The 23,144-nt window shown below is 67.4% G+C and carries 21 protein-coding genes and 1 pseudogene; 15 read left to right on the forward strand and 7 right to left on the reverse strand.

Translation table 11 applies throughout. From position 1 onward, the window contains the following. Positions 1 to 14: 14 nt before the first annotated feature. A complete protein-coding gene (locus ACFE65_RS13420; protein WP_375382871.1) occupies positions 15 to 2,171 on the reverse strand; it encodes a prolyl oligopeptidase family protein in 2,157 nt (718 codons plus the stop codon). Between the two features lie 55 nt (positions 2,172 to 2,226). Between ACFE65_RS13420 and ACFE65_RS13425 the strand changes: the two genes are divergently transcribed. After that, on the forward strand, positions 2,227 to 3,651 hold the full coding sequence (locus ACFE65_RS13425; protein WP_375382872.1) for an MFS transporter: 1,425 nt from the start codon (positions 2,227 to 2,229) through the stop codon (positions 3,649 to 3,651). 101 nt (positions 3,652 to 3,752) lie between these two features. Here the strand turns inward: ACFE65_RS13425 and ACFE65_RS13430 are convergent, their stop codons facing one another. Then, complete coding sequence (locus tag ACFE65_RS13430; protein WP_375382873.1) at positions 3,753 to 5,480, reverse strand: DUF885 domain-containing protein; 1,728 nt, start codon at positions 5,478 to 5,480, stop codon at positions 3,753 to 3,755. A gap of 110 nt (positions 5,481 to 5,590) precedes the next feature. Between ACFE65_RS13430 and ACFE65_RS13435 the strand changes: the two genes are divergently transcribed. After that, positions 5,591 to 6,418 (forward strand): alpha/beta fold hydrolase, encoded by an 828-nt coding sequence (locus tag ACFE65_RS13435; RefSeq protein WP_375382874.1) that lies wholly within the window; start codon positions 5,591 to 5,593, stop codon positions 6,416 to 6,418. A 209-nt stretch (positions 6,419 to 6,627) separates the two neighbouring features. Here the strand turns inward: ACFE65_RS13435 and ACFE65_RS13440 are convergent, their stop codons facing one another. Both ACFE65_RS13440 and eno read right to left on the reverse strand, forming a co-directional pair. Further along, a complete protein-coding gene (locus tag ACFE65_RS13440; RefSeq protein ID WP_375382894.1) occupies positions 6,628 to 6,912 on the reverse strand; it encodes a septum formation initiator family protein in 285 nt (94 codons plus the stop codon). Between the two features lie 154 nt (positions 6,913 to 7,066). Beyond that, positions 7,067 to 8,365 carry a phosphopyruvate hydratase gene (eno, locus tag ACFE65_RS13445; protein ID WP_375382875.1) on the reverse strand — a complete coding sequence of 433 codons (1,299 nt, stop codon included), beginning with the start codon at positions 8,363 to 8,365 and terminating at the stop codon, positions 7,067 to 7,069. A 150-nt stretch (positions 8,366 to 8,515) separates the two neighbouring features. Here eno and ACFE65_RS13450 point away from each other — a divergent pair, with 150 nt between their 5' ends. The 5 genes from ACFE65_RS13450 to ACFE65_RS13470 all read left to right on the forward strand — a co-directional run bounded on the left by ACFE65_RS13450 (position 8,516) and on the right by ACFE65_RS13470 (position 10,483). After that, entirely contained in the window at positions 8,516 to 9,049 is a 534-nt protein-coding gene (locus ACFE65_RS13450) for a hypothetical protein (protein WP_375382876.1), read from the forward strand. A 3-nt stretch (positions 9,050 to 9,052) separates the two neighbouring features. Further along, entirely contained in the window at positions 9,053 to 9,412 is a 360-nt protein-coding gene (locus ACFE65_RS13455) for a phage holin family protein (protein WP_375382877.1), read from the forward strand. After that, positions 9,409 to 9,708, forward strand: a complete 300-nt coding sequence (locus ACFE65_RS13460; protein ID WP_375382878.1) for a hypothetical protein — start codon at positions 9,409 to 9,411, stop codon at positions 9,706 to 9,708. The genes ACFE65_RS13455 and ACFE65_RS13460 overlap by 4 nt, the downstream gene beginning before the upstream one ends. Positions 9,709 to 9,741: 33 nt before the next feature. Continuing rightward, positions 9,742 to 10,188, forward strand: a complete 447-nt coding sequence (locus tag ACFE65_RS13465; RefSeq protein ID WP_375382879.1) for a hypothetical protein — start codon at positions 9,742 to 9,744, stop codon at positions 10,186 to 10,188. A gap of 64 nt (positions 10,189 to 10,252) precedes the next feature. Next, positions 10,253 to 10,483 (forward strand): DUF4170 domain-containing protein, encoded by a 231-nt coding sequence (locus ACFE65_RS13470; protein ID WP_375382880.1) that lies wholly within the window; start codon positions 10,253 to 10,255, stop codon positions 10,481 to 10,483. Positions 10,484 to 10,605: 122 nt separating this feature from the next. Here ACFE65_RS13470 and greA read toward each other — a convergent pair whose 3' ends face one another. Continuing rightward, positions 10,606 to 11,082: a transcription elongation factor GreA gene (gene greA, locus ACFE65_RS13475; protein ID WP_375382881.1), complete on the reverse strand. Its 477-nt coding sequence runs from the start codon at positions 11,080 to 11,082 to the stop codon at positions 10,606 to 10,608. 76 nt (positions 11,083 to 11,158) lie between these two features. Next, positions 11,159 to 14,518: a carbamoyl-phosphate synthase large subunit gene (gene carB, locus ACFE65_RS13480; protein WP_375382882.1), complete on the reverse strand. Its 3,360-nt coding sequence runs from the start codon at positions 14,516 to 14,518 to the stop codon at positions 11,159 to 11,161. A 65-nt stretch (positions 14,519 to 14,583) separates the two neighbouring features. On the opposite strand from carB, the gene ACFE65_RS13485 reads away from it, so the two are divergent. After that, positions 14,584 to 14,733: a hypothetical protein gene (locus ACFE65_RS13485; RefSeq protein WP_375382883.1), complete on the forward strand. Its 150-nt coding sequence runs from the start codon at positions 14,584 to 14,586 to the stop codon at positions 14,731 to 14,733. A 143-nt stretch (positions 14,734 to 14,876) separates the two neighbouring features. Here ACFE65_RS13485 and carA read toward each other — a convergent pair whose 3' ends face one another. After that, complete coding sequence (carA, locus tag ACFE65_RS13490; RefSeq protein WP_375382884.1) at positions 14,877 to 16,118, reverse strand: glutamine-hydrolyzing carbamoyl-phosphate synthase small subunit; 1,242 nt, start codon at positions 16,116 to 16,118, stop codon at positions 14,877 to 14,879. 96 nt (positions 16,119 to 16,214) lie between these two features. On the opposite strand from carA, the gene ACFE65_RS13495 reads away from it, so the two are divergent. The 7 genes and pseudogenes from ACFE65_RS13495 to ACFE65_RS13525 form a co-directional block, all read left to right on the forward strand. Continuing rightward, entirely contained in the window at positions 16,215 to 16,667 is a 453-nt protein-coding gene (locus tag ACFE65_RS13495; RefSeq protein WP_375382885.1) for a GatB/YqeY domain-containing protein, read from the forward strand. A gap of 138 nt (positions 16,668 to 16,805) precedes the next feature. Continuing rightward, positions 16,806 to 17,177 carry a GIY-YIG nuclease family protein gene (locus tag ACFE65_RS13500; protein WP_375382886.1) on the forward strand — a complete coding sequence of 124 codons (372 nt, stop codon included), beginning with the start codon at positions 16,806 to 16,808 and terminating at the stop codon, positions 17,175 to 17,177. Beyond that, positions 17,174 to 19,063 (forward strand): DNA primase, encoded by a 1,890-nt coding sequence (gene dnaG, locus ACFE65_RS13505; protein ID WP_375382887.1) that lies wholly within the window; start codon positions 17,174 to 17,176, stop codon positions 19,061 to 19,063. The genes ACFE65_RS13500 and dnaG overlap by 4 nt, the downstream gene beginning before the upstream one ends. After that, complete coding sequence (rpoD, locus tag ACFE65_RS13510; protein WP_375382888.1) at positions 19,063 to 21,114, forward strand: RNA polymerase sigma factor RpoD; 2,052 nt, start codon at positions 19,063 to 19,065, stop codon at positions 21,112 to 21,114. Before dnaG ends, rpoD begins: the two co-directional genes overlap by 1 nt. Before the next feature lie 137 nt (positions 21,115 to 21,251). Beyond that, on the forward strand, positions 21,252 to 21,869 hold the full coding sequence (locus ACFE65_RS13515; RefSeq protein WP_375382889.1) for a DUF6975 family protein: 618 nt from the start codon (positions 21,252 to 21,254) through the stop codon (positions 21,867 to 21,869). A gap of 42 nt (positions 21,870 to 21,911) precedes the next feature. Then, positions 21,912 to 22,760, forward strand: coding sequence for an AAA family ATPase (locus ACFE65_RS13520; RefSeq protein WP_375382890.1), 849 nt, complete (start codon positions 21,912 to 21,914; stop codon positions 22,758 to 22,760). A 240-nt stretch (positions 22,761 to 23,000) separates the two neighbouring features. Beyond that, a pseudogene (locus ACFE65_RS13525) lies at positions 23,001 to 23,144 on the forward strand (CHAP domain-containing protein); the annotation flags it as partial.

Genomic DNA, 23,144 nt, shown 5'->3' on the forward strand with positions numbered 1-23,144 from the left:
CTTAGACGGCGGTTCTACCGTGCGGCGGTCACCGCGGCCTTGTCCGGACCGATCAGCTTCTGCGCGAAATACGTCATCTGCAGCGCCTGGATGCGCGCGCCCTGCGCGATGTCCGCATCGCCGGAATGGCCGCCGGCGGTATCCTCGTAGAACAGATAGGGCAGGCCGTACTCCTGCATCCGCGCGGCGAACTTGCGCGCATGCTGTGGCCCGACGCGATCGTCCTTGGTCGTCGTCCAGATGAACGGCTCGGGATAGGACACCCCTTTGCGCAGGTTCTGGTAGGGCGAGATCGTCTCGAGGAACGCACGCTCCGCCGGGATCGACGCGCTGCCATATTCATCGACCCACGACGCGCCCGCGGCGATATGTTCGTAGCGGATCATGTCAAGCAGCGGGACCTGGATCACCACCGCGCTCCACAGATCCTGGTGCTGGTTGAACTCGACGCCCATCAGCAGACCGCCGTTGGAGCCGCCGTAGATGCCGAGCTTGGCGGGGCTGGTCAGCTTGCGCGTCTCCAGGTCCTTCGCGACCGCGGCGAAATCGTCGTAGATGATCTGGCGCTTGGTCTTGCGGCCGGCGTCGTGCCAGGCGGGGCCGAACTCGCCGCCACCCCGGATGTTCGCGAGCACGAAACTGCCGCCGCGCTCCAGCCACAGCTTGCCGGTGCTGCCGGAGTAGGTCGGCGTCATCGATACCTGGAAACCACCATAAGCGGTCATGATCGTCGGGGTCGTGCCGTCGAGCGGGACATCGTGGCGGTGGACGACGAAATAGGGGATCTTCGTCCCGTCGGACGAGGCGGCCTCATATTGCTCGACGACGAGGCCGGACGCGTCGAACTTCGCGGGCAGCGTCTTGATGATATGCGGCGCGCCGGCCGACGCATCGAGCGCGTACAGACTCGTCGGCGTCAGGAAGCCGGTCACGGACAGATACGCATGGTCGCTGCGATCCGTGGCGGCAGCGACGCCGATCGTCGCATTGTCGGGCAGGTCGAGCGGGCGGTGGCTCCACCCCAACGCACCGTGGGTGTAGACGAACGCGCGCCCCCGCACGTTGTCGGACACGACCAGCAGCGCGTGATCCTTGGTCAGCGCGGCTTGCTCGACCGATTGGCGCGGGCCGGGCGCGAAGATCACCGTCGGCTTGATGATTCCACGCTCTACCTGGGCGAGCGGCGCCGACGCGATCGCGCCCGCCGGCACCGCGCCCCAGGGATCGTCCGTCGAAAAGATCAACTGCCCGTCGATCAGCCCGGTCGGCATGGTGCGGGCCGGGATGTCGAGCTTCGTCAGCCCTTTTGCGCCCATCAGATACGTTTCGGACGTGAAGAACGTCACGCCGCGCCGGATGAACACCGCGCGGTGGCCCTCGGCATCGATCAGCACGTAGCTCCCCGTCGACACCTGATCGGTCGGCGCGCCGCGATACACCTCGCGGGCCTGATCGAGCGGTGCTCCGCGCTTCACTTCCTTGACGACGAACGGGTAGCCCGACTGGGTGGTGGTGCCGGCCCCCCAGTCGCGGCTGACGAGCAGCGTGTCCTTGTCGATCCAAGTCGCGTCCTGCTTCGACTTGGGCAGCAGGAAGCCGTTGGCGACGAACTGGCCGGTCTCCAAGTCGAACTCGCGATACGTCACCGCATCCTCGCCGCCTTCGGACAGCGCGACGAGGCACAGCCGCTCCTCGGGCTTGAGGCAGGTGCTGCCTTTCCACACCCACGTTTTGCCTTCCGCCTTGCCGAGCGCATCGAGATCGATCAGCGTCGTCCAATGCGGAGCGGCGGTCGCGTAGTCGGCCTCGGTCGTCCAGCGCCACAGGCCGTGCGGGTGGTCCGCGTCGCGCCAGAAGTTGAGCACGCGGCCATAGCTGAGCTCGGGCGCTGGAATGCGGTCCTTGGCCGACGCGATCGCCAGCGCCTCCTGGTAGAAGGTCGCGTAGCGCGTATCGCCTTGAAGGCGCGGCAGCGATCTGGCGTTCTCCTGCTCGACCCAGGCGAGCGACCGCGCGCCGTCCTTGTCCTCCAGCCAGAGGTAAGGATCATTGCTGGTCGCGGATGCAGTGGAGGGCGTGGTCGACATAGGCCGCGTCTGCGCGAGCGCGGGCGCGGCCGCAAGCATCCCGGCGACGATCGATCCCGACAGGAGCCTGGCCATCATCCGCATATCGTCCTCCAACTGACTTGACGCATCAGTGTGACGGGCAGAAGCGCTCGCCGCAATGGCACTTTCTCCTTTCCCGACGGGGGGCCTCGACGGCCTGCCCCTGCCCCGGCGTTACCTCGCGATCGCTGCCCTGTCCTTCGGTACCGCGCTGGTCATCATCGACGGCGGCGTCGCCAACGTCGCGCTGCCGACGATCGCGCACGACCTGCACGTCGAGTCGAGCGCGGTCGTGTCCATCGTGACCATCTATCAGCTGACACTCGTCATGCTGATGCTGCCTTTTGCGGGGCTGGGCGAGCGGATCGGGTTGAAGCGGATGTATCAGCTCGGGCAGACGATCTTCACGATCGCGACATTGTTGTGCTTCTTCGCCAAGAGCCTGCCGTTCCTGCTGGTGGTGCGGGCGGCGCAGGCGATCGGCGCGGCGGGGACACTGGGCGTCGCGGCGGCGCTGATCCGGCAGACCTATCCCGCCAGGCAGCTCGGCCGCGGCCTCGGCGTCAACTCGGTGATCGTGGCGAGCTCGGCGGCCGCGGCGCCGACGCTGGGCGGCGTGATCCTGGGCGTCGCGCCCTGGCCGTGGGTGTTCGCCAGCGCGATCCCCTTCGCCATCGCCTCGCTGCTGCTCGGCCGCGCATTGCCGAACCCGTCGCCGCGCGATCAGCGCTTCGACGTGGTGGGCGCGGTGCTGTGCGCCGCGATGTTCGGGCTGGTGATCGGCGGGCTGGAGAGCGCGGTGCATGGCGACAGCCCGGTCGTGTCGGCGGCGATCGTGCTGCTCGGGCTGTTGGTGGGCAGTTATTACGTGCGGCGGGAGCGGCGGACGCCCAATCCGATCCTGCCCGTCGACCTGCTGGAGCGGCCCGTGGTCGCCCTGTCGGTGATCGGCGCCTATGCGGCGTTCATCGCCAGCCAGGTGCTGCTGATCTCGACGCCGTTCCGGCTGACGCAGCAGTTCCACCTGAGCCCCGCGCTGGTCGGTGCCGCGATCGCGCCGTGGCCGCTCACCAACATGATCGTCGCGCCGCTCGCGGGCTGGCTGTCGGACCGGATCCCGGCGGGGGTGCTGGGCGGCATTGGCATGGCCGTGTCGGTCTGCGCGCTGCTGCTGCTCGCCTTCCTGCCCGCGGACGCGGGTTATTGGAGCATCGCGTGGCGGATGGCGCTGTGCGGATCGGGGTTCGGCACTTTCCTGCCGCCCAACGCGCGGCTCATCATCGGCTCGGCCCCGCGCGAGCGGGCGGCGGCTGCGGGTGGGCTCGTGTCGACCGTCCGGCTGCTGGGGCAGACGACCGGGGCGACGACGGTCGCGCTGCTGCTGGCGATCGGGATCGGCGCGGGACACGCGCCGCCGCTGGTGGCGGCCGGACTGGCGGCGGTGGCGGGCGTGTGCAGCCTCGCCCGCCTGCGCCCCTCGCTCCGCAACCCGGGGACAACGGAGATGAGCGACGACGTGCCGACGCTGCGGCAGACGCGGTAGGAACCTACTCCGTCACCCCGGCCTTGAGCCGGGGTCCCGCTGCCTTCGACGGCGGTGAAGAAGCGTCACCCCGGGTCAAGCCCGGGGTGACGATAGGTAGCTCAGAACACCGCCCGCGCCCCTGGCTCTCCCATCATCGCCTGGCGCACGAGCGGGATCGGCGGGCCGCCGAAGCCCAGGAACGTGTCGTGGAACGCCTTCCACCCCGTGCGACCGCCCCGCGTGGCCGTCCAGTCCTCGCGCAGCTTCAGGATCATCAGCTTGCCCATCGTGTAGCTGAGGTAGGCGGGATCATAGGTGCCGCGCGCGGCCTGCTGGCGCGCCGTGCCCTCGTCCTGATAGCATTGCTCCACGAACAGCCGCCGCGACTGATCGGTCGTCATGCCGCGCGCATGAAGGCCGATCGCAGACAGGAACCGGCAGTCGCGAAGCAGCGCCTCCGACAACTGCCCGACATGCGTCTCCGCCGAATGATCGTCGAGGCCGGCATCGTACATCATCTGTTCGGAATAATGCGCCCAGCCCTCCGCATAGGCATAGCCGACGAACAGCCGTCCGAACGTCGACGGCGAGCGGTTCGCGTGCAGGAACTGAACGAAATGCCCCGGCATCACCTCATGCACCGTGGTGAACAGCAAGGTGCCATAGCCGGGCACGAATGCGTCCTGCGTCGCCTTGTCCCAGGCGGGATCGGGCGGCGAGATGTAGTATACCGACGGCACGCCCTTATCGAACGGCCCGGGCGGATCGATGTAGGCGGCGTTCTGCCGGTTGTAGGGCGGGCTCTCCTCCACCAGCGCCGCTTCCGTGCCGGGGATGGAAACGATGTCGTGGCTGACGACGAAGGCGCGCAGCCGCGGCACCATCGTGCGCGCCGCCGCGACCGGGCCGCCGGCCATCTTGTGCTCGCCCATCTTCTGCGTGCAGGCGGCGATCGTCGCGCCGGGCGCGAAGCTGGCGCAGGCGGCGGCGAGCGCATCCTGGTTGCGCTTCAGGTCCGCGCGGCCGACCGCCTCCAGCCGGTCGAGCGGGATCGACACGTCCTCGGTCGCCGCCAGCATGCGGGAGAAACGCTCCGCACTCAGCGCATAGCCTTGCGGCGTCGCACTCGGCTTCTGCGTCTTCAGCCAATCCGCCAGGCTGCGCATCGCCGCGGAGGCGCTGGCCGCCGCCTGGTCAAACTGCGCGTTGAGAGCGGGGTCCTTGACGCTGGCGAACGCCTTCTTCGCGTCCGTCCCATAGAAGTCCGCGAACCCACCGAAGCCGGCGACGCCGTAATCGATGAAGCTGACCGGCATCGGCGTCTTCAGGTTCGCGCGGATGTTGCTCGCTGCGGCGGGCACGTTGCGGAACATCGCGATCACCGCCTTCATCCGGACGGCAGGCGGCGCATAGGTCCGCGCGATGTACACGTTGGGATCGAGCCCGCCGCCGACGTAATAGGCGGGGTTCAGATGCGGCTGGTCCGCGTCGGTCAGCCAGAACAGCTTACCTTCGACGACCTTGATGAGATAGTCGCGCTCGAACCGATCCTGTGCGTTCATCCCGGCGACCGGAAAGGCCCGGGCTCGGGCGAGCGTCGCCTTGAGATAGACGGCCTGTCGGGCCAGTCCCGCCTCGCTCCAATCGGGCAACTGGCCGTCGAAATCGTGCCGGCCCTGATAGACGGCGTTCGACGGATCGAGCCGGAACCACTCCTCGATGAAGCCGTCGCGAAAGCCCGCCCAGCCGCCTGCCGGCGCCGCTTGCGCAAACGCGGGTTTCGGCATCGGCGTCCCCAGCGCCGTCGCCGCCAGCAACCCCAACGCGATCCATCGTGCCACCCGCATGCGCTCGTCTCCCCTGTTCGGGCCATCGTGGCAGATGGCGACCGCGCGCGCCAGCGGCGGAACGGCGTGCCGGGGCGGGCCGTTGGACCAGACGAACGAGGAGACACCCGATGGCCTACATCAAGACGCGTGACGGCACCGACCTGTACGTGAAGGATTGGGGCACGGGTCGGCCCGTGATCCTGACCCACGGTTGGCCGCTCAATGCCGACAGTTGGGACGCGCAGGCGCTCGCGCTCGCGCAGGCCGGGTTCCGGGCGATTGCCTATGACCGGCGCGGGTTCGGCCGGTCGGCGCAGCCGTGGAAAGGCTATGACTATGACACGCTCGCCGACGATCTCGCCGACGTCATGAAGGAGACGGGCGCGGACAGCGATGCGGCGATCGTCGGCTTCTCGATGGGTGGCGGCGAGATCGCGCGCTACATGAGCCGGCACGGTGGCAAGGGCGTGGTCGCGGCCGGGCTGATCTCGTCGGTGGTGCCGTACATGCTGCAGACGCAGGACAATCCGGATGGTGTTCCGCAGTCGACCTTCGACCAGATCGGTGCCGGCATCCAGAAGGATCGCGCGCACTTCTTCCGCCACAGCTTCATCCCGGCGTTTTTTGGAGTAGGGCTGGTCAGCCATCCGGTCAGCAGCGATGTGATCGACTGGGCGACGTCGATGGCTCTGATGGGCGGGCTCTGGCCGACGCTGGCCTGCGCGCAAGCCTTCTCGCACACCGATTTTCGACCCGACCTGGCGGCGTTCCGTGTGCCGACGCTGATCGTCCATGGGACGGGCGACAAGACGGTGCCGATCGACGCCTCCGGTCGCGCCGCCGCGCGCGGCATCGCGCAGAGCCAGTTGGTGGAATATGACGGTGAGCCGCACGGGCTGAGCGTCACCGCCAGCGACCGGTTGACGAAGGACCTGCTGACGTTCCTGGGCAGATAGATATTGATAATAATCCTCCCTCGCCAGGGAGTGCCCGGTTGAACGCGCCCCGCGCGTTCAAGATCATGCGGGGCACGATCGACCCGGAAATCGGACCAGCGAAGCTCGGGGAGGGATTGTCAAACGTCAGCCAGCCCTCCCCCTCCGTCCGGCAGTGTCGGCCACCTCCCCCTAGCGGGGGAGGATGATTGTGACATGAAGGATGGCGGTTACTGAAGCGGGACGATCACCTCGTCGGGATTGACGACGTTCAGCTTCTTGCGTGCCAGCTCGTCCACCATGTCAGGGTTGGCGTGGCGCGGATCGAGCAGGGCGACGCGATTGCGCAGCTCGGTCCGTTGCTTGTCCAGCGCTTGGAACTCAACCTGCCGCCGCACTAATTGCCGCTTGTAGTCGCCATAGGCGAGCGCACCGTTGCGGCCGAGCACGGCATAGCCGCCGAAGAACGCCATCACCGCGACGACGAGCGCCGGCACTATCGCGCTTCGTAGCATCGCGACGGCCCTGCTCTGCCGCCGTTTGGTCACCGCGTTTCGCCCCGATCCCGGTCGCCCTGGCCCCTGTCGTCCTGGCCCTTGTCGCCCCGACGCCTGCTTCATCGCTGCCCTCACCCAACCTGCGTTCTTGTCACCCGACGCAGCGGCGGGATCAAGCCCCGGTGGCGCGCCGGTCGCCGCGCAGGATCGTCCGTCCGGCGTAAACGGCGGCGTCGCCCAGTTCCTCCTCGATCCGGATCAGCTGATTGTACTTGGCGAGCCGGTCCGATCGCGCGAGGCTGCCCGTCTTGATCTGGCCGCAGTTGGTGGCGACCGCCAGGTCCGCGATCGTCGCGTCCTCCGTCTCGCCCGACCGGTGCGACATCACCGACGTGTAGCCCGCGCGGCTCGCGACCGCCATCGCCTCCAGCGTTTCCGTCAGCGTGCCGATCTGGTTGACCTTCACCAGCAGCGAATTGGCCAGGCCCTTGTCGATCCCCATCCGCAGCCGCTCCGGATTGGTCACGAACAGGTCGTCGCCGACGAGCTGCACCTTGTGCCCGAGCTTGCTCGTCAGCGCGGCCCAGCCCTCGAAATCGTCCTCCGCCATGCCGTCCTCGATCGATATGATCGGGTAGCGGCCGGCGAGGTCGACCAGGTAATCGGCCATCGCATGCGGATCGAGCACGCGGCCCTCGCCGCTGATGTGGTATTGCCCGTCGCGAAAGAACTCGGTCGCCGCGCAGTCGAGCGCCAGCATGACGTCGTCGCCCGGCCGATAGCCCGCAGCCTCGATCGAGCGCATCACGAAGTCGAGCGCGTCGGTGGTGCTGGCGATATTGGGCGCGAACCCGCCCTCGTCGCCGATGCCCGTCGACAGCCCGCGTTCCGACAGCGCCTTCTTCAGCGTGTGAAAGATCTCCGATCCGCAGCGCACCGCCTCGGCGATGCTGGACGCACCGACCGGCATGATCATGAACTCCTGGAAGTCGATCGGATTGTCGGCATGCTCGCCGCCGTTGATGATGTTCATCATCGGCACCGGCAGCACATGCGCCGCGACGCCGCCGACGTAGCGGTACAGCGGCAGCCCGCGCGCCTCCGCCGCCGCCTTGGCGGTCGCGAGGCTGACGCCCAGGATCGCATTGGCGCCGAGCCGGCTCTTGTTGGGCGTGCCGTCGAGCGCGATCATCGCCCGGTCGAGATCGGCCTGGTCCTCCGCCGAATACCCCACGACGGCCTGCGCGATGTCCTCGTTGACCGCCTGCACCGCGCCGTCGACGCCCTTGCCGCCCCAGCGCGCCTTGTCGCCGTCGCGCCGCTCCACCGCCTCGTGCGCCCCGGTCGACGCGCCCGATGGCACGGCAGCGCGCCCGAAGCTGCCGTCCTCCAGCAGCACGTCGACCTCGACCGTCGGATTGCCGCGGCTGTCGAGGATCTGGCGGGCGTGGATGTCGACGATGGCGGTCACGATGCAGGGCTCCCCAGTGGTTCCGGTGGGGGCTTAGCGAGGCCACCTCTCATGCGCAATCGCGGGCGGCATCGCGCGTACGGAGCATGGAACCGGGGCGGGAGAACGCTTGTTGTGGAACCGATATGAACGGCAAGACGGAGCAGAGCGATGGATGAGAACGAGCTGAAACCGATGACGGACGGTGACGCGACCCCGCCAGCCGACACGCAGTTCGTGCCCGCCGCGCCGCTGAAGGAGGCAGGAGCCGAGTTCGAGCCCGAAGACGGTCCGGCGACGCCGACGGCGACGGTTCTCCCGGCGAGCACCGCGGAGGCGAAGCAGCAGGTGAAGGACGGCGCCGCCCGTCTGTCGTCGCAGGCCAGCGAGAAGGCGCTGACCTTCGCCGATCAAGGCAAGGAGCGCGCGGTGGGAGCGATCGAACAGCTGTCGCAGATGCTGACCGATGCGGCCAGCCAGGTCGACGAGAAGCTCGGTGAGCAATACGGCCATTATGCCCGGACGGCCGCCGGCACGGCTCAAGGCTATGCCGATCGGCTACGCGACAAGAAAGTCGACGACCTGCTCGACGATGCGAGGGCGCTGGTTCGCAAAAGCCCGGGCGTAGCGATCGGTGTCGCTGCAGCGCTCGGCTTCGTCGTGTCGAGGTTGGCCTCGGCCGGTCTCGACCAGCGCGACGCCTGATCCATGGCGCGCGTTCCGACTGCCGGCATCGAGGGCGTGGGCGAATTGCCCCTTCCGGCTCTCGTCTCCCGCCTGATCGATGATGCCCGCGAGGTCGCGCACGCCGAGGTCGCCGTCTACAAGGCGAAAGCTGCCGAGCGGGCTCAGGCCTACAAGGGCGCCGTTGTCTTCTTCGCAATCGCCGGCGTGCTCGTGCTTGAGGCACTGGGTGCGTTGCTCGTCGGGCTTATACTGACATTGGCGACGTTGGTCGGCCCCGGCTGGGCGACGTTGATCGTCGTCGGTATCGTATTCGCGTTGGCAGGCCTGCTTGCCTTCATCGGCAAGGGCCGGCTGGCACCCGTACCTGGAGCGACAAAGTGACACCGCAGCAGGCCCGTGTAGTTCAGGCGGAGGCGGATGCCCGTGCGGCGCGTACTCGGTTGACCGGGTCGGTCGCCGCGCTTCAGGAGCGTGTGCGCCCCGCAACGCTGGTCCGTGAAGCCCGCCGTGAACTCGCGGATGCGCGACGCTCGGCTGGGCGGGTCGTGGACGGCGAGTCGCGGAGGCTGGCGATCGGCGGCGGTCTTGTCAGCCTGCTGCTGCTGGGTATTCCCCTGCTGCGATGGCGCGGCCGCCGTCATGTCGCCAAGCGGGCCGCGCGGATCCGCGGCGACTGATCGATCCTTTTCCTGTCGAGAAACGAGGTTCCAATGTCCAAGTCACACCATAACAGCGACACCGCGGTCGAGACGCCTGACGCGAACAAGGCTGCCTCGTCCCGCGACAAGGCGCAGCATGCGTTCGAGCAGTCCCGCGATGGCGCGCGCGAGGCGGCACGTCAGGCGGCGAACAGCTTGGAGGCCAACCCGCTCGGCGTGCTCGTCGGCGGCTTGGCGGTCGGTGCGCTCGCGGCGGCACTGATACCGCGCAGCCAGAAGGAGCGTGAACTGCTCGCCCCGGTCGGCAAGCGGATCGCGGTCACGGCCGCCGCCGCCGTCGCAGCGGCGAAGGAGAGCGGGAAGTCTGAGCTGGAGTCGCGAGGACTGACGCGGGACGGTGCACGCGATCAGGCGCGCCAGCTGTTCGAAGGCTTCACCAAGGCGGCGACGAGCGCCGGCACGGCGGCGGTCGAAGCCGCGCGCGGAAAGACGGCGTAGCGGCTTCGCAATCCGATCCGGTCGCGCTAAGGACATAGTCTCGCCGCGACCGGATTACCAACTCATGAGCAAACTGCATTTCGTTTTCGGGGGTCGCGTAACCGACCCCCGCGGCCTCGACTTCGAGGATTTGGCCTCGATCGATGTGGTTGGTGTGTTCCCCGACTATGACAGTGCGGAGAAGGCGTGGCGCTCGGCGGCGCAGCGGACCGTTGACGATGCGGAGATGAAATATGTCGTCGTCCACCTGCACAGGCTGCTCGAGCCCGGAATGATCGCTGGCGGTGCCAACTAAAGGGCGTCGTCTTCCTGTCGTAACACAGAGACGGGGCTTTGACGGTCGTTAGCCGGCTATTGGTGGCTCACTAGGTATTGCTTAGCGAACTAGACTGCCGGCTTTTTCAACACCCCCCGTAATCAGATGAACTCGACCTTCGACACCAGATAATAACGCTCGCCGGCCGGCACAGACACCTCGACCTCATCGTCGGTCTTGCGCCCGATCAGCGCACGGCCGAGCGGTGAATTGTACGAGATGCGGCCCGTCTTGGCGTCTGCCTCCGTCTGGCCAACGATCTGATAGCGGACGGGCTTCTCGTCCTCGTCCAGCAGCGTCACCGTCGCGCCGAATACGACCTTGTCGCCAGACAGATCGCGCGGATCGATGATCTGCGCACGCGACAGGCGATCCTCGATATCGGCGATCGACGCCTCGATCTGGCCCTGGCGTTCCTTGGCCGCATGATATTCGGCGTTCTCGGACAGATCGCCGTGCGCGCGAGCCTCTTCGATCGCCGCGACGATCTCGGGACGTTCGTGCTTCAGCCGCTTCAGGTCGGAGTTGAGCTTGTCATGGCCCTCCTGCAGCATCGGCATCTTCTCGACCGTGGCCATCACTCGCCGCCCTTCGTCAAATACTTCCTGCCGAGCAAACCGGTCGGTCTGCCCGCATGCCCCCGCCGATATCGGATCAATCGCGCGAACGGGCATAATAGGATTGAAGCGGCCGTACTTCAAGATTGCGCAGCGCGGACGAGGCGATGGCGTTCGCCGCCTGCAGTGCGGCCGATGCGGTGGTGAAATAAGGGATGCGCCGCCCCAACGCCTCCGACCGGATGCCGGCCGAGTCCTTCAGGCTCTGCCACCCTTCCGTCGTGTTGACGATCAGGGCGATCCCGCCGTCGACGATCCGGTCGACGATATGCGGCCGGCCCTGTGCCACCTTGTTGATCCGCTCGACCGGACAGCCGTGCGCTTCGAGATATGCCGCCGTACCGGCCGTCGCCACGATGCGCAGGCCATGCCCGACAAGCAGCTTCGCCGCCTGCAACGCGACCGGCTTGTCGCCGCCCTTCACGCTGATGAACACGGTGCCGCCGTCGGGCAGCACCGTCCCCGCGCCGAGCTGCGCCTTGGCGAAGGCGACGGTAAAGTCGCGATCGATGCCCATCACCTCACCGGTCGACTTCATCTCCGGCCCCAGCACCGGATCGGTGCCCGGGAAGCGGTTGAACGGGAACACCGCCTCCTTGACCGCCGAATAGGCGATGTGCCGGTCGATCCGCGGCAGGTCGGCGAGCTTCTCGCCCGCCATCACGCGCGCGGCGATCTTGGCGATGGGGACGCCGATCGCCTTGGCGACGAACGGCACTGTGCGCGACGCGCGCGGGTTCACCTCGATGAGGAAGACAGTGTCATCTTTCACCGCGAACTGTATGTTCATCAGCCCGACGACGTTCAGTGCGCGCGCGAGCAGCTCGGTCTGGCGCTCGATCTCGGCGATCACCGCCGCGGACAGGCTGTACGGCGGGATGGAACAGGCGCTGTCGCCCGAATGGACGCCCGCCTCCTCGATATGCTGGAGCACGCCTGCTACAACCACCTCGTCGCCGTCGCAGATCGCATCGACGTCCACCTCGATCGCGTCGCGCAGATACTGGTCCACCAGCACCGGCGTCTCCGCCGACACCTGCACCGCAGTACGGACATAATCGTCGAGCTGCGCCGGCCCATCGACCACCTCCATCGCCCGGCCGCCCAGCACGTAGCTCGGCCGCATCAGCACCGGGTAGCCGATCCGCGCGGCGATCGCGGTCGCCTCCGCGTGGCTGCGCGCCATGCCGTTGGCGGGCTGTTTGAGGCCGAGCTTGTCGACCAGCGCCGCGAACCGCTCGCGATCCTCCGCCAGGTCGATCGCATCGGGCGATGTGCCCAGGATCGGGATGTCCGCCGCCGCCAGCGCGGGCGCGAGGCTGAGCGGCGTCTGGCCGCCGAACTGGACGATCACGCCCGCTAGCGTCCCGCGCGACTGCTCGACGTGCAGGATCTCCAGCACGTCCTCCGCGGTCAGCGGCTCGAAATACAGCCGGTCGGACGTATCGTAGTCGGTGCTCACCGTCTCAGGATTGCAGTTGACCATGATCGTCTCGTACCCCGGCCCATCTGTTCCTTTGGCGCCAAGCGCGAAGCAGGCATGGCAGCAGCAATAATCGAACTCGATGCCCTGGCCGATCCGGTTCGGCCCGCCGCCCAGGATCACGACCTTGCGGCGATCCGATGGCGCGCTCTCGTCCTCGGGCTCGCCGAAGCTCGGCGCTTCGTAGGTCGAGTACATGTACGGCGTCTTCGCGTCGAACTCGGCGGCGCAAGTGTCGATCCGCTTGAACACGGGCCGGACGCCCAGCCGGTGGCGCAGCGCGCGCACTTCGTCCTCGGTAACCCCGCCCGTCATCGCCACCACTGCGTCGTGGATCAGGCCGCTGCTGCGCGCGATGCCGCGATCCATGCCGCCATGGAGGTTCGCCGACTTGAGCGCGAGCCAGGCGAGCCGCTTGTCGCTGAACCCCATCGCCTTCAGCCGCCGCATGCCGCCTGCGTCGATCGGCAGGCCGTCGCGCATCACCCCGGCCTCCGCCGCGACGATCTCCGCGATCCGCTCCAGGAACCACGGGTCATACTTCGCCAGCGCGTGGACCTCCGCGACGGTGAAGCCCTCGCGCAATGCCTGCGCCGCCACCAGCAGCCGGTCAGGCGTCGCGGTCGCCAGCGCCGCCTCGATTTCGGCGCGTGGTGCGCCGGCGAGATGGTCGACGACGTTGAAACCCGACAGGCCGGTCTCCAGCCCTCGCAGTGCCTTCTGCAGGCTCTCGTGGATGTTGCGGCCGATCGCCATCACCTCGCCGACCGACTTCATCGCCGTGCCCAGCGTGTCCGTCGCGCCCTTGAACTTCTCGAACGCGAAGCGCGGGATCTTGGTGACGACGTAATCGATCGTCGGCTCGAACGATGCGGGCGTCGCGCCGGTGATGTCGTTGGTGATCTCGTCGAGCGTGTAGCCGACCGCCAGCTTCGCCGCGACCTTCGCGATCGGAAAGCCCGTCGCCTTGGACGCCAGCGCCGAGGAGCGCGACACGCGCGGGTTCATCTCGATGACGATCAGCCGGCCGTCCTTGGGGTTCACCGCGAACTGGACGTTGGAGCCGCCCGTCTCGACGCCGATCTCGCGCAGCACCGCGATGCTCGCGTTGCGCATGATCTGATATTCCTTGTCGGTCAGCGTCAGCGCCGGCGCGACGGTGATCGAGTCGCCCGTGTGGACGCCCATCGGATCGACGTTCTCGATCGAGCAGATGATGATGGCGTTGTCGTTGCGATCCCGCACGACCTCCATCTCATATTCTTTCCATCCGAGCAGCGACTCCTCGATCAGCACCTCGGTGGTGGGCGACAGGTCGAGCCCGCCGCGCACGATCTGGAGGAACTCCGCGCGGTTGTACGCGATGCCGCCGCCCGATCCGCCCATGGTGAAGCTCGGCCGGATGATCGCGGGCAGGCCCACCTTCTCCAGCCCTGCCAGCGCCTCCGCCTCGGTATGCGCGATCGCCGAGCGGGCGGATTCGAGCCCGATCCGATCCATCGCATCGCGGAACTTCAGCCGATCCTCCGCCATGTCGATCGCATCGGCGTCGGCACCGATCATCTGGACGCCGTATTTCGCCAGCGTACCGTCGCGGAACAGCGCGAGCGCGGTGTTGAGCGCGGTCTGCCCGCCCATCGTGGGAAGCACCGCGTCGGGCCGCTCCTTCTCGATGATTTTGGCGACGACGGCGGGCGTGATCGGCTCCACGTACGTCGCCCCGTCCTCGCCCACGAGCTCGGGATCGGTCATGATCGTCGCCGGGTTGGAGTTCACCAGGACGATGCGATAGCCCTCCTCCTTCAGCGCCTTGATCGCCTGCGTGCCCGAATAATCGAACTCGCACGCCTGACCGATGACGATCGGCCCCGCGCCGATGACGAGGATGGAGGAGATGTCAGTGCGTTTGGGCATTACTCTAATACAATTCCCGAAGAGGCTAACCGTTTGTTCGATATACGAGCAGTCAGGGAGCCCCGGTGCTGCAACAGGCAATTCAAAACCGCGGCTTTGTTGTCAGCCATGCTGGCCGCAATACCGTTCCGATCGTCCAACAAGAACATCGCTGCGTTGGCATGACAACGGATAGCTACTCCTACGGCACTTTGGCCTGTGAATGGTACATCTGACGTGCCCAGTCGATCTGATGGCATGGGCTCAAGAAGAAGGTATTGCTGATTAGATTGATGTTCCTGACGTATGAGAAGCCCAGCTATCGACGTCACGCAGGTCAATCCTGCTCCGATCGCTGCGCCGACGAGGCGGTCGCGTCTCACCTCAGCATTTCCACGAACCGCTCGAACAGATACAAGCTGTCCTGCGGCCCCGGGCTCGCCTCGGGGTGGTATTGCACGCTGAACGCCGGCCGGTCGGTCAGTTCCAGCCCCGCGTTGCTGCCGTCGAACAGCGACACGTGCGTCTCGCGCACCGTCGCGGGCAGGCTGTCGCGCTCGACCGCGAAGCCATGGTTCATGCTCGTGATCTCGACGGTACCATCATCCAGCCGCTTGACCGGGTGATTCGCGCCGCGGTGGCCTTGGAACATCTTGGTCGTGGTCGCGCCCACCGCCAGCCCCAGCAACTGGTGGCCAAGGCAGATGCCGAACAGCGGCCTGCCCGTCGCTAGCCACTGACGGATCACCGGCACCGCATACTCCGCGGTCGCGGCGGGATCGCCGGGGCCATTGGACAGGAACAGGCCGTCGGGCGCCAGACCCATGATCTGGTCGAACGAGGCGGTGGCGGGCACGACGGTCACGCGCGCGCCGGCCTCGCACAACTGGCGGAATATGGTGCGTTTGGAGCCGTAATCGATCGCGACGACGTGGGGGCGGACCACCCTTCCGTCATCCTGACGAAAGTCAGGATCTCTCACGGAGTGGGCACGCCCGCCGGTTGGCGATCCCAGCGTTCGCTGGGATGACGGGGACTGGTAGCCAAACCCCAGCCGCCACACGCCGCCCGCCCACTCCCGATCCATCTCGGTCGAGACCTCGCGCGCCAGGTCCATCCCCTCCAGCCCCGGCCAGCCTTGCGCCTGCGCCAGCAGCGCCGGCACGTCGAATTGCCCGGCTGCCGAGTGCGCGATCACGCCGTTGGGCGCGCCGCGGCCGCGGATGCGCCGCGTCAGCGCGCGGGTGTCGATGCCCGCCAGGCCGATGCGCGCGTGCCGCCGCATCCAGTCGTCCAGCCGCTCGTGGCTGCGGAAGTTCGATGGCTCGGTCACGTCCTCGCGAACGATCATGCCGAGCGCATGCGGCTGGTCCGCCTCGACGTCATCGCTGTTGGTGCCGGTGTTGCCGATGTGCGGGAAGGTGAAGGTGATGATCTGCCCGGCGAAGCTCGGGTCGGTCATGATCTCCTGATAACCGGTCATCGCGGTGTGGAAGCACACCTCGCCCACCGCCGCGCCCTCCGCGCCGAAGCCGCGGCCCCACACGACCTCGCCCGATGCCAGCACGAGGCAGCCGGTCGCGCCTGAAGGCGGGACATGCGAAGCGTTGGCGTCGGCCATGATCGGGCGGGCACTCCTTGTCGTCGGCGGCGATGTCGCTAAGCGCCGCTCGCTAAAGACCGCCCATCGGGGCGTCAACGTGTTAAGGGCTGCCCCATGATCCGAGACGATATCAAGACGCAGCTCGTCGTCGCCATGAAGGCCGGCGACAAGCAGACCGTGGCCGCCGCCCGCCTGATCCAGGCCGCGATCAAGAACCGTGACATCGAGGAGCGGACGAAAAGCAACACGCCCGACGACGACGCACTGGTGGTCGAGGTGCTGCAACGCATGGTGAAGCAGCGCCGCGAGTCGATCACGCTGTACCGCCAGGGCAACCGTGAGGAACTGGCACAGGCCGAGGAAGCGGAGGTCGCGGTGATCGAGCGCTTCCTGCCGGCCGCGATGAGCGAGCCGGACGCCAAGGCGGCGATCGAGGCGATCAAGGCGGAACTGGGCGCGACGGGCATGAAGGACATGGGCCGGGTGATGGCGGAGCTGAAGGCGCGGCACGCGACATCGCTGGATATGAGCAGGGCGAGCGGGTTGGTAAAGGCGGCGTTGGGGTAGGCATTTCGCTACGCAGTAGCTCCGCCTGAGTTTGTCTCAGGGCATCCCGACTTCCGTTCGTTTCGAGCGAAGTCGAGAAACGGTGACCGGACGCACGCAATGCGATACGGGAGGACCCTTGGCTCGGGACAGGAACCAATGGCCTTTTACGCCTACATGCTGCGATGCTCGGACGGCCGCTACTACACTGGCCATACCGATCACCTCGAGCGGCGTGTCGGTCAACATCACGTCGGCGAATGCGGCTACACGTCAAGCCGGCTGCCGGTCACGCTGGTGTGGAGTCAGGATTTTCCATCGCGGATCGAAGCACTGGAAGCGGAGCGGATGGTGGGCGGCTGGTCGCGCGCGAAGAAGGAGGCGTTGATCGCGGGCGATTGGACCCGCATATCTCACTTCGCTCATCCACCTCGTGAGCGTTTCTCGACTTCGCTCGAAACGAACGGAGAGGAGTTGATCACGCCGTTCGCTTCGAGCGCAGTCGAGAAGCCAGCTCGGCCCCTCCCATGACCCTGACCCCCGCCTTCCTCGACGAGCTCCGCGCCCGCACCCACCTGTCTGCCCTCATCGGCCGTACCACCAAGCTGCAGAAGGCCGGGCGCGAACACCGGGGCTGTTGCCCGTTCCACAACGAGAAGACGCCGTCCTTCTACGTCAACGACGACAAGGGCTTCTACCACTGCTTCGGCTGCTCCGCGCATGGCGACGCGATCCGGTGGATGACGGAGCAGCAGGGGCTGCCGTTCATCGATGCGGTGAAGGAGCTGGCGCAGGCGGCCGGCATGGAGATGCCCGCGCAAGACCGGCAGTCGGCGGAAAAGGCGGAGCGCGCGAAGGGGCTGCACGACGTGATGCAGGCCGCCGCGGACTGGTTCGAGGCGCAGCTCGCCGGGCTGGACGGCGGTGCGGCGCAGGCGCTGCTGAAGAAGCGCGGGATCACCGACGAGACGCGGCGGCGGTTCGCGCTCGGCTACGCGCCCGACTCGCGCGGCAGGCTGCGCGCGGCGCTCAAGGAGTTCGGCGACGCGATGCTGGTCGAGGCCGGGCTGCTGATCCAGGTCGAGGGCAAGGAGCCGTACGACCGGTTCCGCGGCCGGCTGACCATCCCGATCCGCGATCCGCGCGGCCGCGTGATCGCGTTCGGCGCGCGGGTGATCGGGGAGGGTGAGCCCAAATATCTGAACTCTCCCGACACGCCGTTGTTCGACAAGGGCCGGACGCTCTACAATCTCGACCGCGCCGCGCCCGCCGCGCGCAAGGCCGGACGGGTGATCGTCGTCGAGGGCTATCTCGACGTCATCGCGCTCGCGCAGGCGGAGATCGAGGAGGCGGTGGCGCCGCTCGGCACCGCGCTGACCGAGGCGCAGCTCGAACGGCTTTGGCGTGTCCACGACGTGCCGATCGTGTGTCTGGACGGCGATGCCGCCGGGCAGAGGGCGGCGATCCGCGCCGGCACGCGCGCGCTGCCGATGCTCGCGCCGGGCCGCAGCCTGTCGTTCGTGACGCTGCCTGACGGGCAGGACCCCGACGACATGGTGCGCAAGCACGGGCGCGCGCCGATCGATGCGCTGCTGGCCGAGGCGCAGGGGCTGGCCGACCGGTTGTGGCGGCACGAGCTGACGGCGCAGCCGGTGACGACGCCCGAGGAGCGCGCGGGGTTGCGCCATCGCCTGAACGAACTGGCGCAAGGCATCGCCGACCCCAGCGTCCGGAGCGAGTACCAATCCGAGTTCCGCCAGCGTTTCGACGCCGAGTTCAAGCCGCAGCGCCGCCCCTTCGAGCCGCACCGCCCATTCGAGCCGCGCCAGCCCTTCCAGCGCGGCGGCCGGTTCGTCCCCCGCCCCCCGACCGGCGGCGACCATCCGGGCGCGCATGCGGTGCGCTCGGGTGGCATCGATCCGATCCTCGCCAAAGCGGTGGTGGCGGGGCTGATCCGCCACCCGGCGGAGATCGCGCGCCACATCGAGGTGCTCGGCTCGCTCAGGCTGGCGGACGGCGCGCTCGCCCGCCTGTTCGAGGCGGTCGTGGAGGTAGCGCTGCGGGACCGTGCGCTTGATAGCGACAGGCTCCTTACCATATTGGCCTCGTCCGGATTTGACTCGATTGCCACCGAACTCCTGCGAGCCGATCGCTTGGCCTATAGTTTCTGTCAGCGTGACGGCGATCCGCTACGGTCGCGTGCCGACCTCGATGAGGCGATCGCGGTGATGGTCGCGGCGCCCGAGGTCGAGGCGGCGCTGATCGAGGCGACCGCCGCGATGCAGGAGAGCTTCTCGGCCGAGGCGTTCGAGCGGCAGGTGGAACTGGTGACGGAACGCGAAACGCTGCGGCAGCGTCTTGCCAATCTGATGCAGTCGAACGAGGACGCGCGTGTGACGGGTATCGAGGGCGAGTGATGGCGAAAACGAATGGTGCGGCAGCAAGCGGCGAGACAGACGTGATCGAGGGCGGCGACCAGCCGCTGCTCGACTTGAACGATCAGGCGATCAAGAAGCTGGTCGCGCGCGCCAAGAAGCGTGGCTACATCACCTACGACCAGCTCAACGAGGCGCTGCCGCAGGGCGAGATGACGTCCGATCAGCTCGAGGACGTCATGTCCGCGCTGAACGAGATGGGCGTCAACATCGTCGAAAACGAGGAAGCCGGCGAGGACGGCGACGAGCCCGCGCGTGCCGACGACGACGATGACGTGGTCGAGCCCGATGCCGCCGAGGCCGACGTCACCGCCCATGTCGCGGAGGTGAAAAAGAAGGAGACGGTCGATCGCACCGACGATCCCGTCCGCATGTACCTGCGCGAGATGGGCGCGGTGGAGCTGCTCAGCCGCGAGGGCGAGATCGCCATCGCCAAGCGGATCGAGGCCGGCCGCGACACGATGATCCTGGGGCTGTGCGAATCCCCCATCACCTTCAACGCGATCATCGACTGGTCCACCGCGCTCAACGAGGGCACGATGCAGTTGCGCGAAATCCTCGATCTCGACGCGATGCTGTCCAAGGGCCCGTCCGCGGAGCAGGTCGAGGGCGCCGAGGACGACGACACCGGCGAGATCAGCGAGAAGACCGCCGGCGCGAGCTTCAAGGAAGAGGCCGAGCCCGAGGAGGTCGCCGTCGCCGACGACGACGACGATCTGACCGAGCGTCGCGCGCCGCGACCGAGCGACGACGAGGAGGAGGACAACACCCTCAGCCTCGCGCAGATGGAGGAGCAGCTCAAGCCGATCGCGCTGGAACGGTTCGCCAGCATCACGGGATTGTACAAGAAGTTCGGCAAGATCCAGCAGGCGCGGCTCGTCGCCATGAGCGCGGGCAACGAGCTGTCCGCGTCGGACGAGCGCAAGTATCAGAAACTGCGCGAGGAGCTGACGGCCGAGGTCGAGAGCGTCCAGTTCCACAACGCCAAGATCGAATATCTCGTCGACCAGCTCTATGCCTTCAATCGCCGGCTGACGGCGCTGGGCGGCCAGATGCTGCGCCTCGCCGAGCGCCACAAGGTGCCGCGCAAGGACTTCCTCGACCGCTACGTCGGCCACGAGCTGGACGACAGTTGGCTGCAGTCGATGGGCAAGATGGACAAGAAGTGGACCGCTTTCGTCACGAATGAAGGCGAGGCCGTCGACCGCATCCGCATCGAGATCGGCGAGATCGCGCAGCAGACCGGCATGGCGCTCACAGAGTTCCGCCGGATCGTCAACATGGTCCAGAAGGCGGAGCGCGAGGCGCGCATCGCCAAGAAGGAGATGGTGGAGGCAAACCTGCGCCTCGTGATCTCGATCGCCAAGAAATACACCAACCGCGGGCTGCAGTTCCTCGACCTGATCCAGGAGGGCAACATCGGCCTGATGAAGGCGGTCGACAAGTTCGAGTACCGCCGCGGCTACAAGTTCTCGACCTATGCGACGTGGTGGATCCGTCAGGCGATCACCCGCAGCATCGCCGACCAGGCGCGCACGATCCGAATCCCCGTCCACATGATCGAGACGATCAACAAGCTGGTCCGCACCAGCCGCCAGTTCCTGCACGAGCAGGGCCGCGAGCCGACCCCGGAAGAGATGGCCGAGCGCCTCTCCATGCCGCTGGAGAAGGTGCGCAAGGTAATGAAGATCGCCAAGGAGCCGATCAGCCTCGAGACGCCGATAGGCGACGAGGAGGATTCGCACCTCGGCGACTTCATCGAGGACAAAAACGCTGTGATCCCGGTCGACGCGGCGATCCAGGCGAACCTGAAGGAGACGGTGACCCGTGTCCTCGCCTCGCTCACCCCGCGCGAGGAGCGCGTGCTGCGGATGCGGTTCGGCATCGGCATGAACACCGACCACACGCTGGAGGAGGTCGGCCAGCAGTTCTCGGTGACGCGCGAGCGCATCCGCCAGATCGAGGCGAAGGCACTCCGCAAGCTCAAGCACCCGTCGCGCAGCCGCAAGATGCGGTCATTCCTGGACCAATGATCCGCGGGCGGTGAACGGCAGGTAATGATCGGCGTGCGCTGTCATGCGTAACTTCATGTTTACGTCGATGGCGCTACTGCCGTCCGAGTGACCCACCGCGCGTTCCCAATGAGCGCCGTGGCGGGTCGCGGGAGCCGATGTTGACCCAGACCGAGCAGATCGCCGCCGTGCCGCCGTCCCTGGCGAGCCTGGTGGTGCATGAGGGGACGGCGTCGAGCAGCTACGTCGACACGCTCTGCGCGCCGCGTGCCCCGACGCGACACCTGTCGGATGCGGTCCACGCTGTCTGCCTCCTACATGGGCACCACCCAGGCCTGGTCGATCACGCCGCCGCGCGGGCGGAAGCTGTGCCCGACTGGCTGCCGGAGGCCGCGTCGTCGTTCGCGGCCGAGCGCGCCTGGCTCGCCGGGCTGGTCGCCGCCGCCGGCCCCCTGCCCTCCACGCCCGGCCAGGCGGAGGCGGAAGCCACCATCTCCGGTCAGCGCCATGCGTTCGACATGCTGGCGGGGTCAGACCGGGCGGGCTGCGCGCTCGGCGCGGTCGCTGCGCTGCTGCTGGACTGGGTCGCGATCCACCGCCTGCTCGACGTCGCGGCCTTGCGCTTCGGGGTCGTCCCCCAGCCCTACGCGTTCGTGCACCCCGGCATCGTCGAGAGCCACCGCCGCGCGGCGCTGTTCGCCGGCCAACAGGTGCTCGCCCAGCATCGCGGACTTTGGCAGCTGCTCGAATCACGCGCGGCCGCTCGCGGACGGTAACACCCGCTTGGCGCGGCGCCTCGCCGGCGCTACGCCGCTTACATGAAACGCTTCGACGGTACGCAGGATTATGTCGCCACCGACGACCTGAAGGTCGCGGTCAACGCCGCGGTCACGCTGCGCCGCCCGCTGCTCGTCAAGGGCGAGCCGGGTACGGGCAAGACGGTGCTGGCGCATGAGATCGCGCGCGCGATGGGTGCCGAGCTGATCGAGTGGGGCGTCAAGTCCACCACCAAGGCGCAGCAGGGCCTGTACGAATATGACGCGGTGGCGCGGCTGCGTGACGGCCAGCTCGGCGATCCGCGCGTCAACGAGATCGGCAACTACATCCGCCGGGGCAAATTGTGGGAAGCGTTCACGCGCCCCTCGCCGCCGGTGCTGCTGATCGACGAGATCGACAAGGCGGACATCGAGTTCCCCAACGACCTGCTCCAGGAACTCGACCGCATGGAGTTCCACGTCTACGAGACCGGCGAGACGGTGCGCGCGGTCGAACGCCCGATCGTCGTCATCACCAGCAACAACGAGAAGGAGCTGCCCGACGCGTTCCTGCGCCGCTGTTTCTTCCACTACATCAAGTTTCCCGACCGCGAGACGATGCAGGCGATCGTCGAGGTGCACTTTCCGGGCATCCAGAAGCTGCTCGTCAACCGAGCGATGGACGTGTTCTACGACATCCGCGAGGTGCCGGGCCTCAAGAAGAAGCCGTCCACCAGCGAGCTGATCGACTGGCTCAAGCTGCTGCTGCACGAGGACATGCCGCTCGACGTGCTGCAGAACCGCGACATGACCAAGGCAATCCCGCCGCTCGCCGGCGCGCTGCTGAAGAACGAGGCGGACGTGATGCTGTTCGAGCGGCTGGCCTTCATGGCCCGGCGGCAGGGACGCTAGGGACCTTACGTCTCGTCCCCCGCCCATGCTGAGCCTGTCGAAGCAATGCCCTTCTTCCCGCTTCAACTCCAACGGGATCAGAGCAGGCAGCCCCCTTCGGCGAAGCTCAGGACAGGCTTCGACACGGTCAGGATAGACGAAAGAAGAAAGAGGGTCGCGCAGACGATCGTCCACGGACTTCCGTCCGGTTAACCACCAATTGCAACGGCCGCTTGAGCCCGACCGCCCTACGCCGGGCGCATGAAGGCGATCCTCTCTGCCCTGTGTCTCGCCGCCGTCGCGGCCACGCTTCCCGCCGCCCCGGCGACCGCGGGGTCGCTGCTCGACTATGTCGGCCAGTGCGTGCCCTTCGCCCGGGCGGCATCGGGCATCCAGATCTTCGGC

It is taken from the genome of uncultured Sphingomonas sp. (assembly GCF_964237335.1).
GTDB lineage: Bacteria > Pseudomonadota > Alphaproteobacteria > Sphingomonadales > Sphingomonadaceae > Sphingomonas.

Bases quoted from the DNA above. Each gene is read 5' to 3' on its own strand.
- ACFE65_RS13420 (WP_375382871.1), bottom strand. From the start codon at position 2,171: ATGCGGATGATGGCCAGGCTCCTGTCGGGATCGATCGTCGCCGGGATG.
- ACFE65_RS13425 (WP_375382872.1), top strand. From the start codon at position 2,227: ATGGCACTTTCTCCTTTCCCGACGGGGGGCCTCGACGGCCTGCCCCTG.
- ACFE65_RS13430 (WP_375382873.1), bottom strand. From the start codon at position 5,480: ATGCGGGTGGCACGATGGATCGCGTTGGGGTTGCTGGCGGCGACGGCG.
- ACFE65_RS13435 (WP_375382874.1), top strand. From the start codon at position 5,591: ATGGCCTACATCAAGACGCGTGACGGCACCGACCTGTACGTGAAGGAT.
- ACFE65_RS13440 (WP_375382894.1), bottom strand. From the start codon at position 6,912: ATGCTACGAAGCGCGATAGTGCCGGCGCTCGTCGTCGCGGTGATGGCG.
- ACFE65_RS13450 (WP_375382876.1), top strand. From the start codon at position 8,516: ATGGATGAGAACGAGCTGAAACCGATGACGGACGGTGACGCGACCCCG.
- ACFE65_RS13455 (WP_375382877.1), top strand. From the start codon at position 9,053: ATGGCGCGCGTTCCGACTGCCGGCATCGAGGGCGTGGGCGAATTGCCC.
- ACFE65_RS13465 (WP_375382879.1), top strand. From the start codon at position 9,742: ATGTCCAAGTCACACCATAACAGCGACACCGCGGTCGAGACGCCTGAC.
- ACFE65_RS13470 (WP_375382880.1), top strand. From the start codon at position 10,253: ATGAGCAAACTGCATTTCGTTTTCGGGGGTCGCGTAACCGACCCCCGC.
- greA (WP_375382881.1), bottom strand. From the start codon at position 11,082: ATGGCCACGGTCGAGAAGATGCCGATGCTGCAGGAGGGCCATGACAAG.
- carB (WP_375382882.1), bottom strand. From the start codon at position 14,518: ATGCCCAAACGCACTGACATCTCCTCCATCCTCGTCATCGGCGCGGGG.
- carA (WP_375382884.1), bottom strand. From the start codon at position 16,118: ATGGCCGACGCCAACGCTTCGCATGTCCCGCCTTCAGGCGCGACCGGC.
- ACFE65_RS13495 (WP_375382885.1), top strand. From the start codon at position 16,215: ATGATCCGAGACGATATCAAGACGCAGCTCGTCGTCGCCATGAAGGCC.
- ACFE65_RS13500 (WP_375382886.1), top strand. From the start codon at position 16,806: ATGGCCTTTTACGCCTACATGCTGCGATGCTCGGACGGCCGCTACTAC.
- dnaG (WP_375382887.1), top strand. From the start codon at position 17,174: ATGACCCTGACCCCCGCCTTCCTCGACGAGCTCCGCGCCCGCACCCAC.
- rpoD (WP_375382888.1), top strand. From the start codon at position 19,063: ATGGCGAAAACGAATGGTGCGGCAGCAAGCGGCGAGACAGACGTGATC.
- ACFE65_RS13515 (WP_375382889.1), top strand. From the start codon at position 21,252: ATGTTGACCCAGACCGAGCAGATCGCCGCCGTGCCGCCGTCCCTGGCG.
- ACFE65_RS13520 (WP_375382890.1), top strand. From the start codon at position 21,912: ATGAAACGCTTCGACGGTACGCAGGATTATGTCGCCACCGACGACCTG.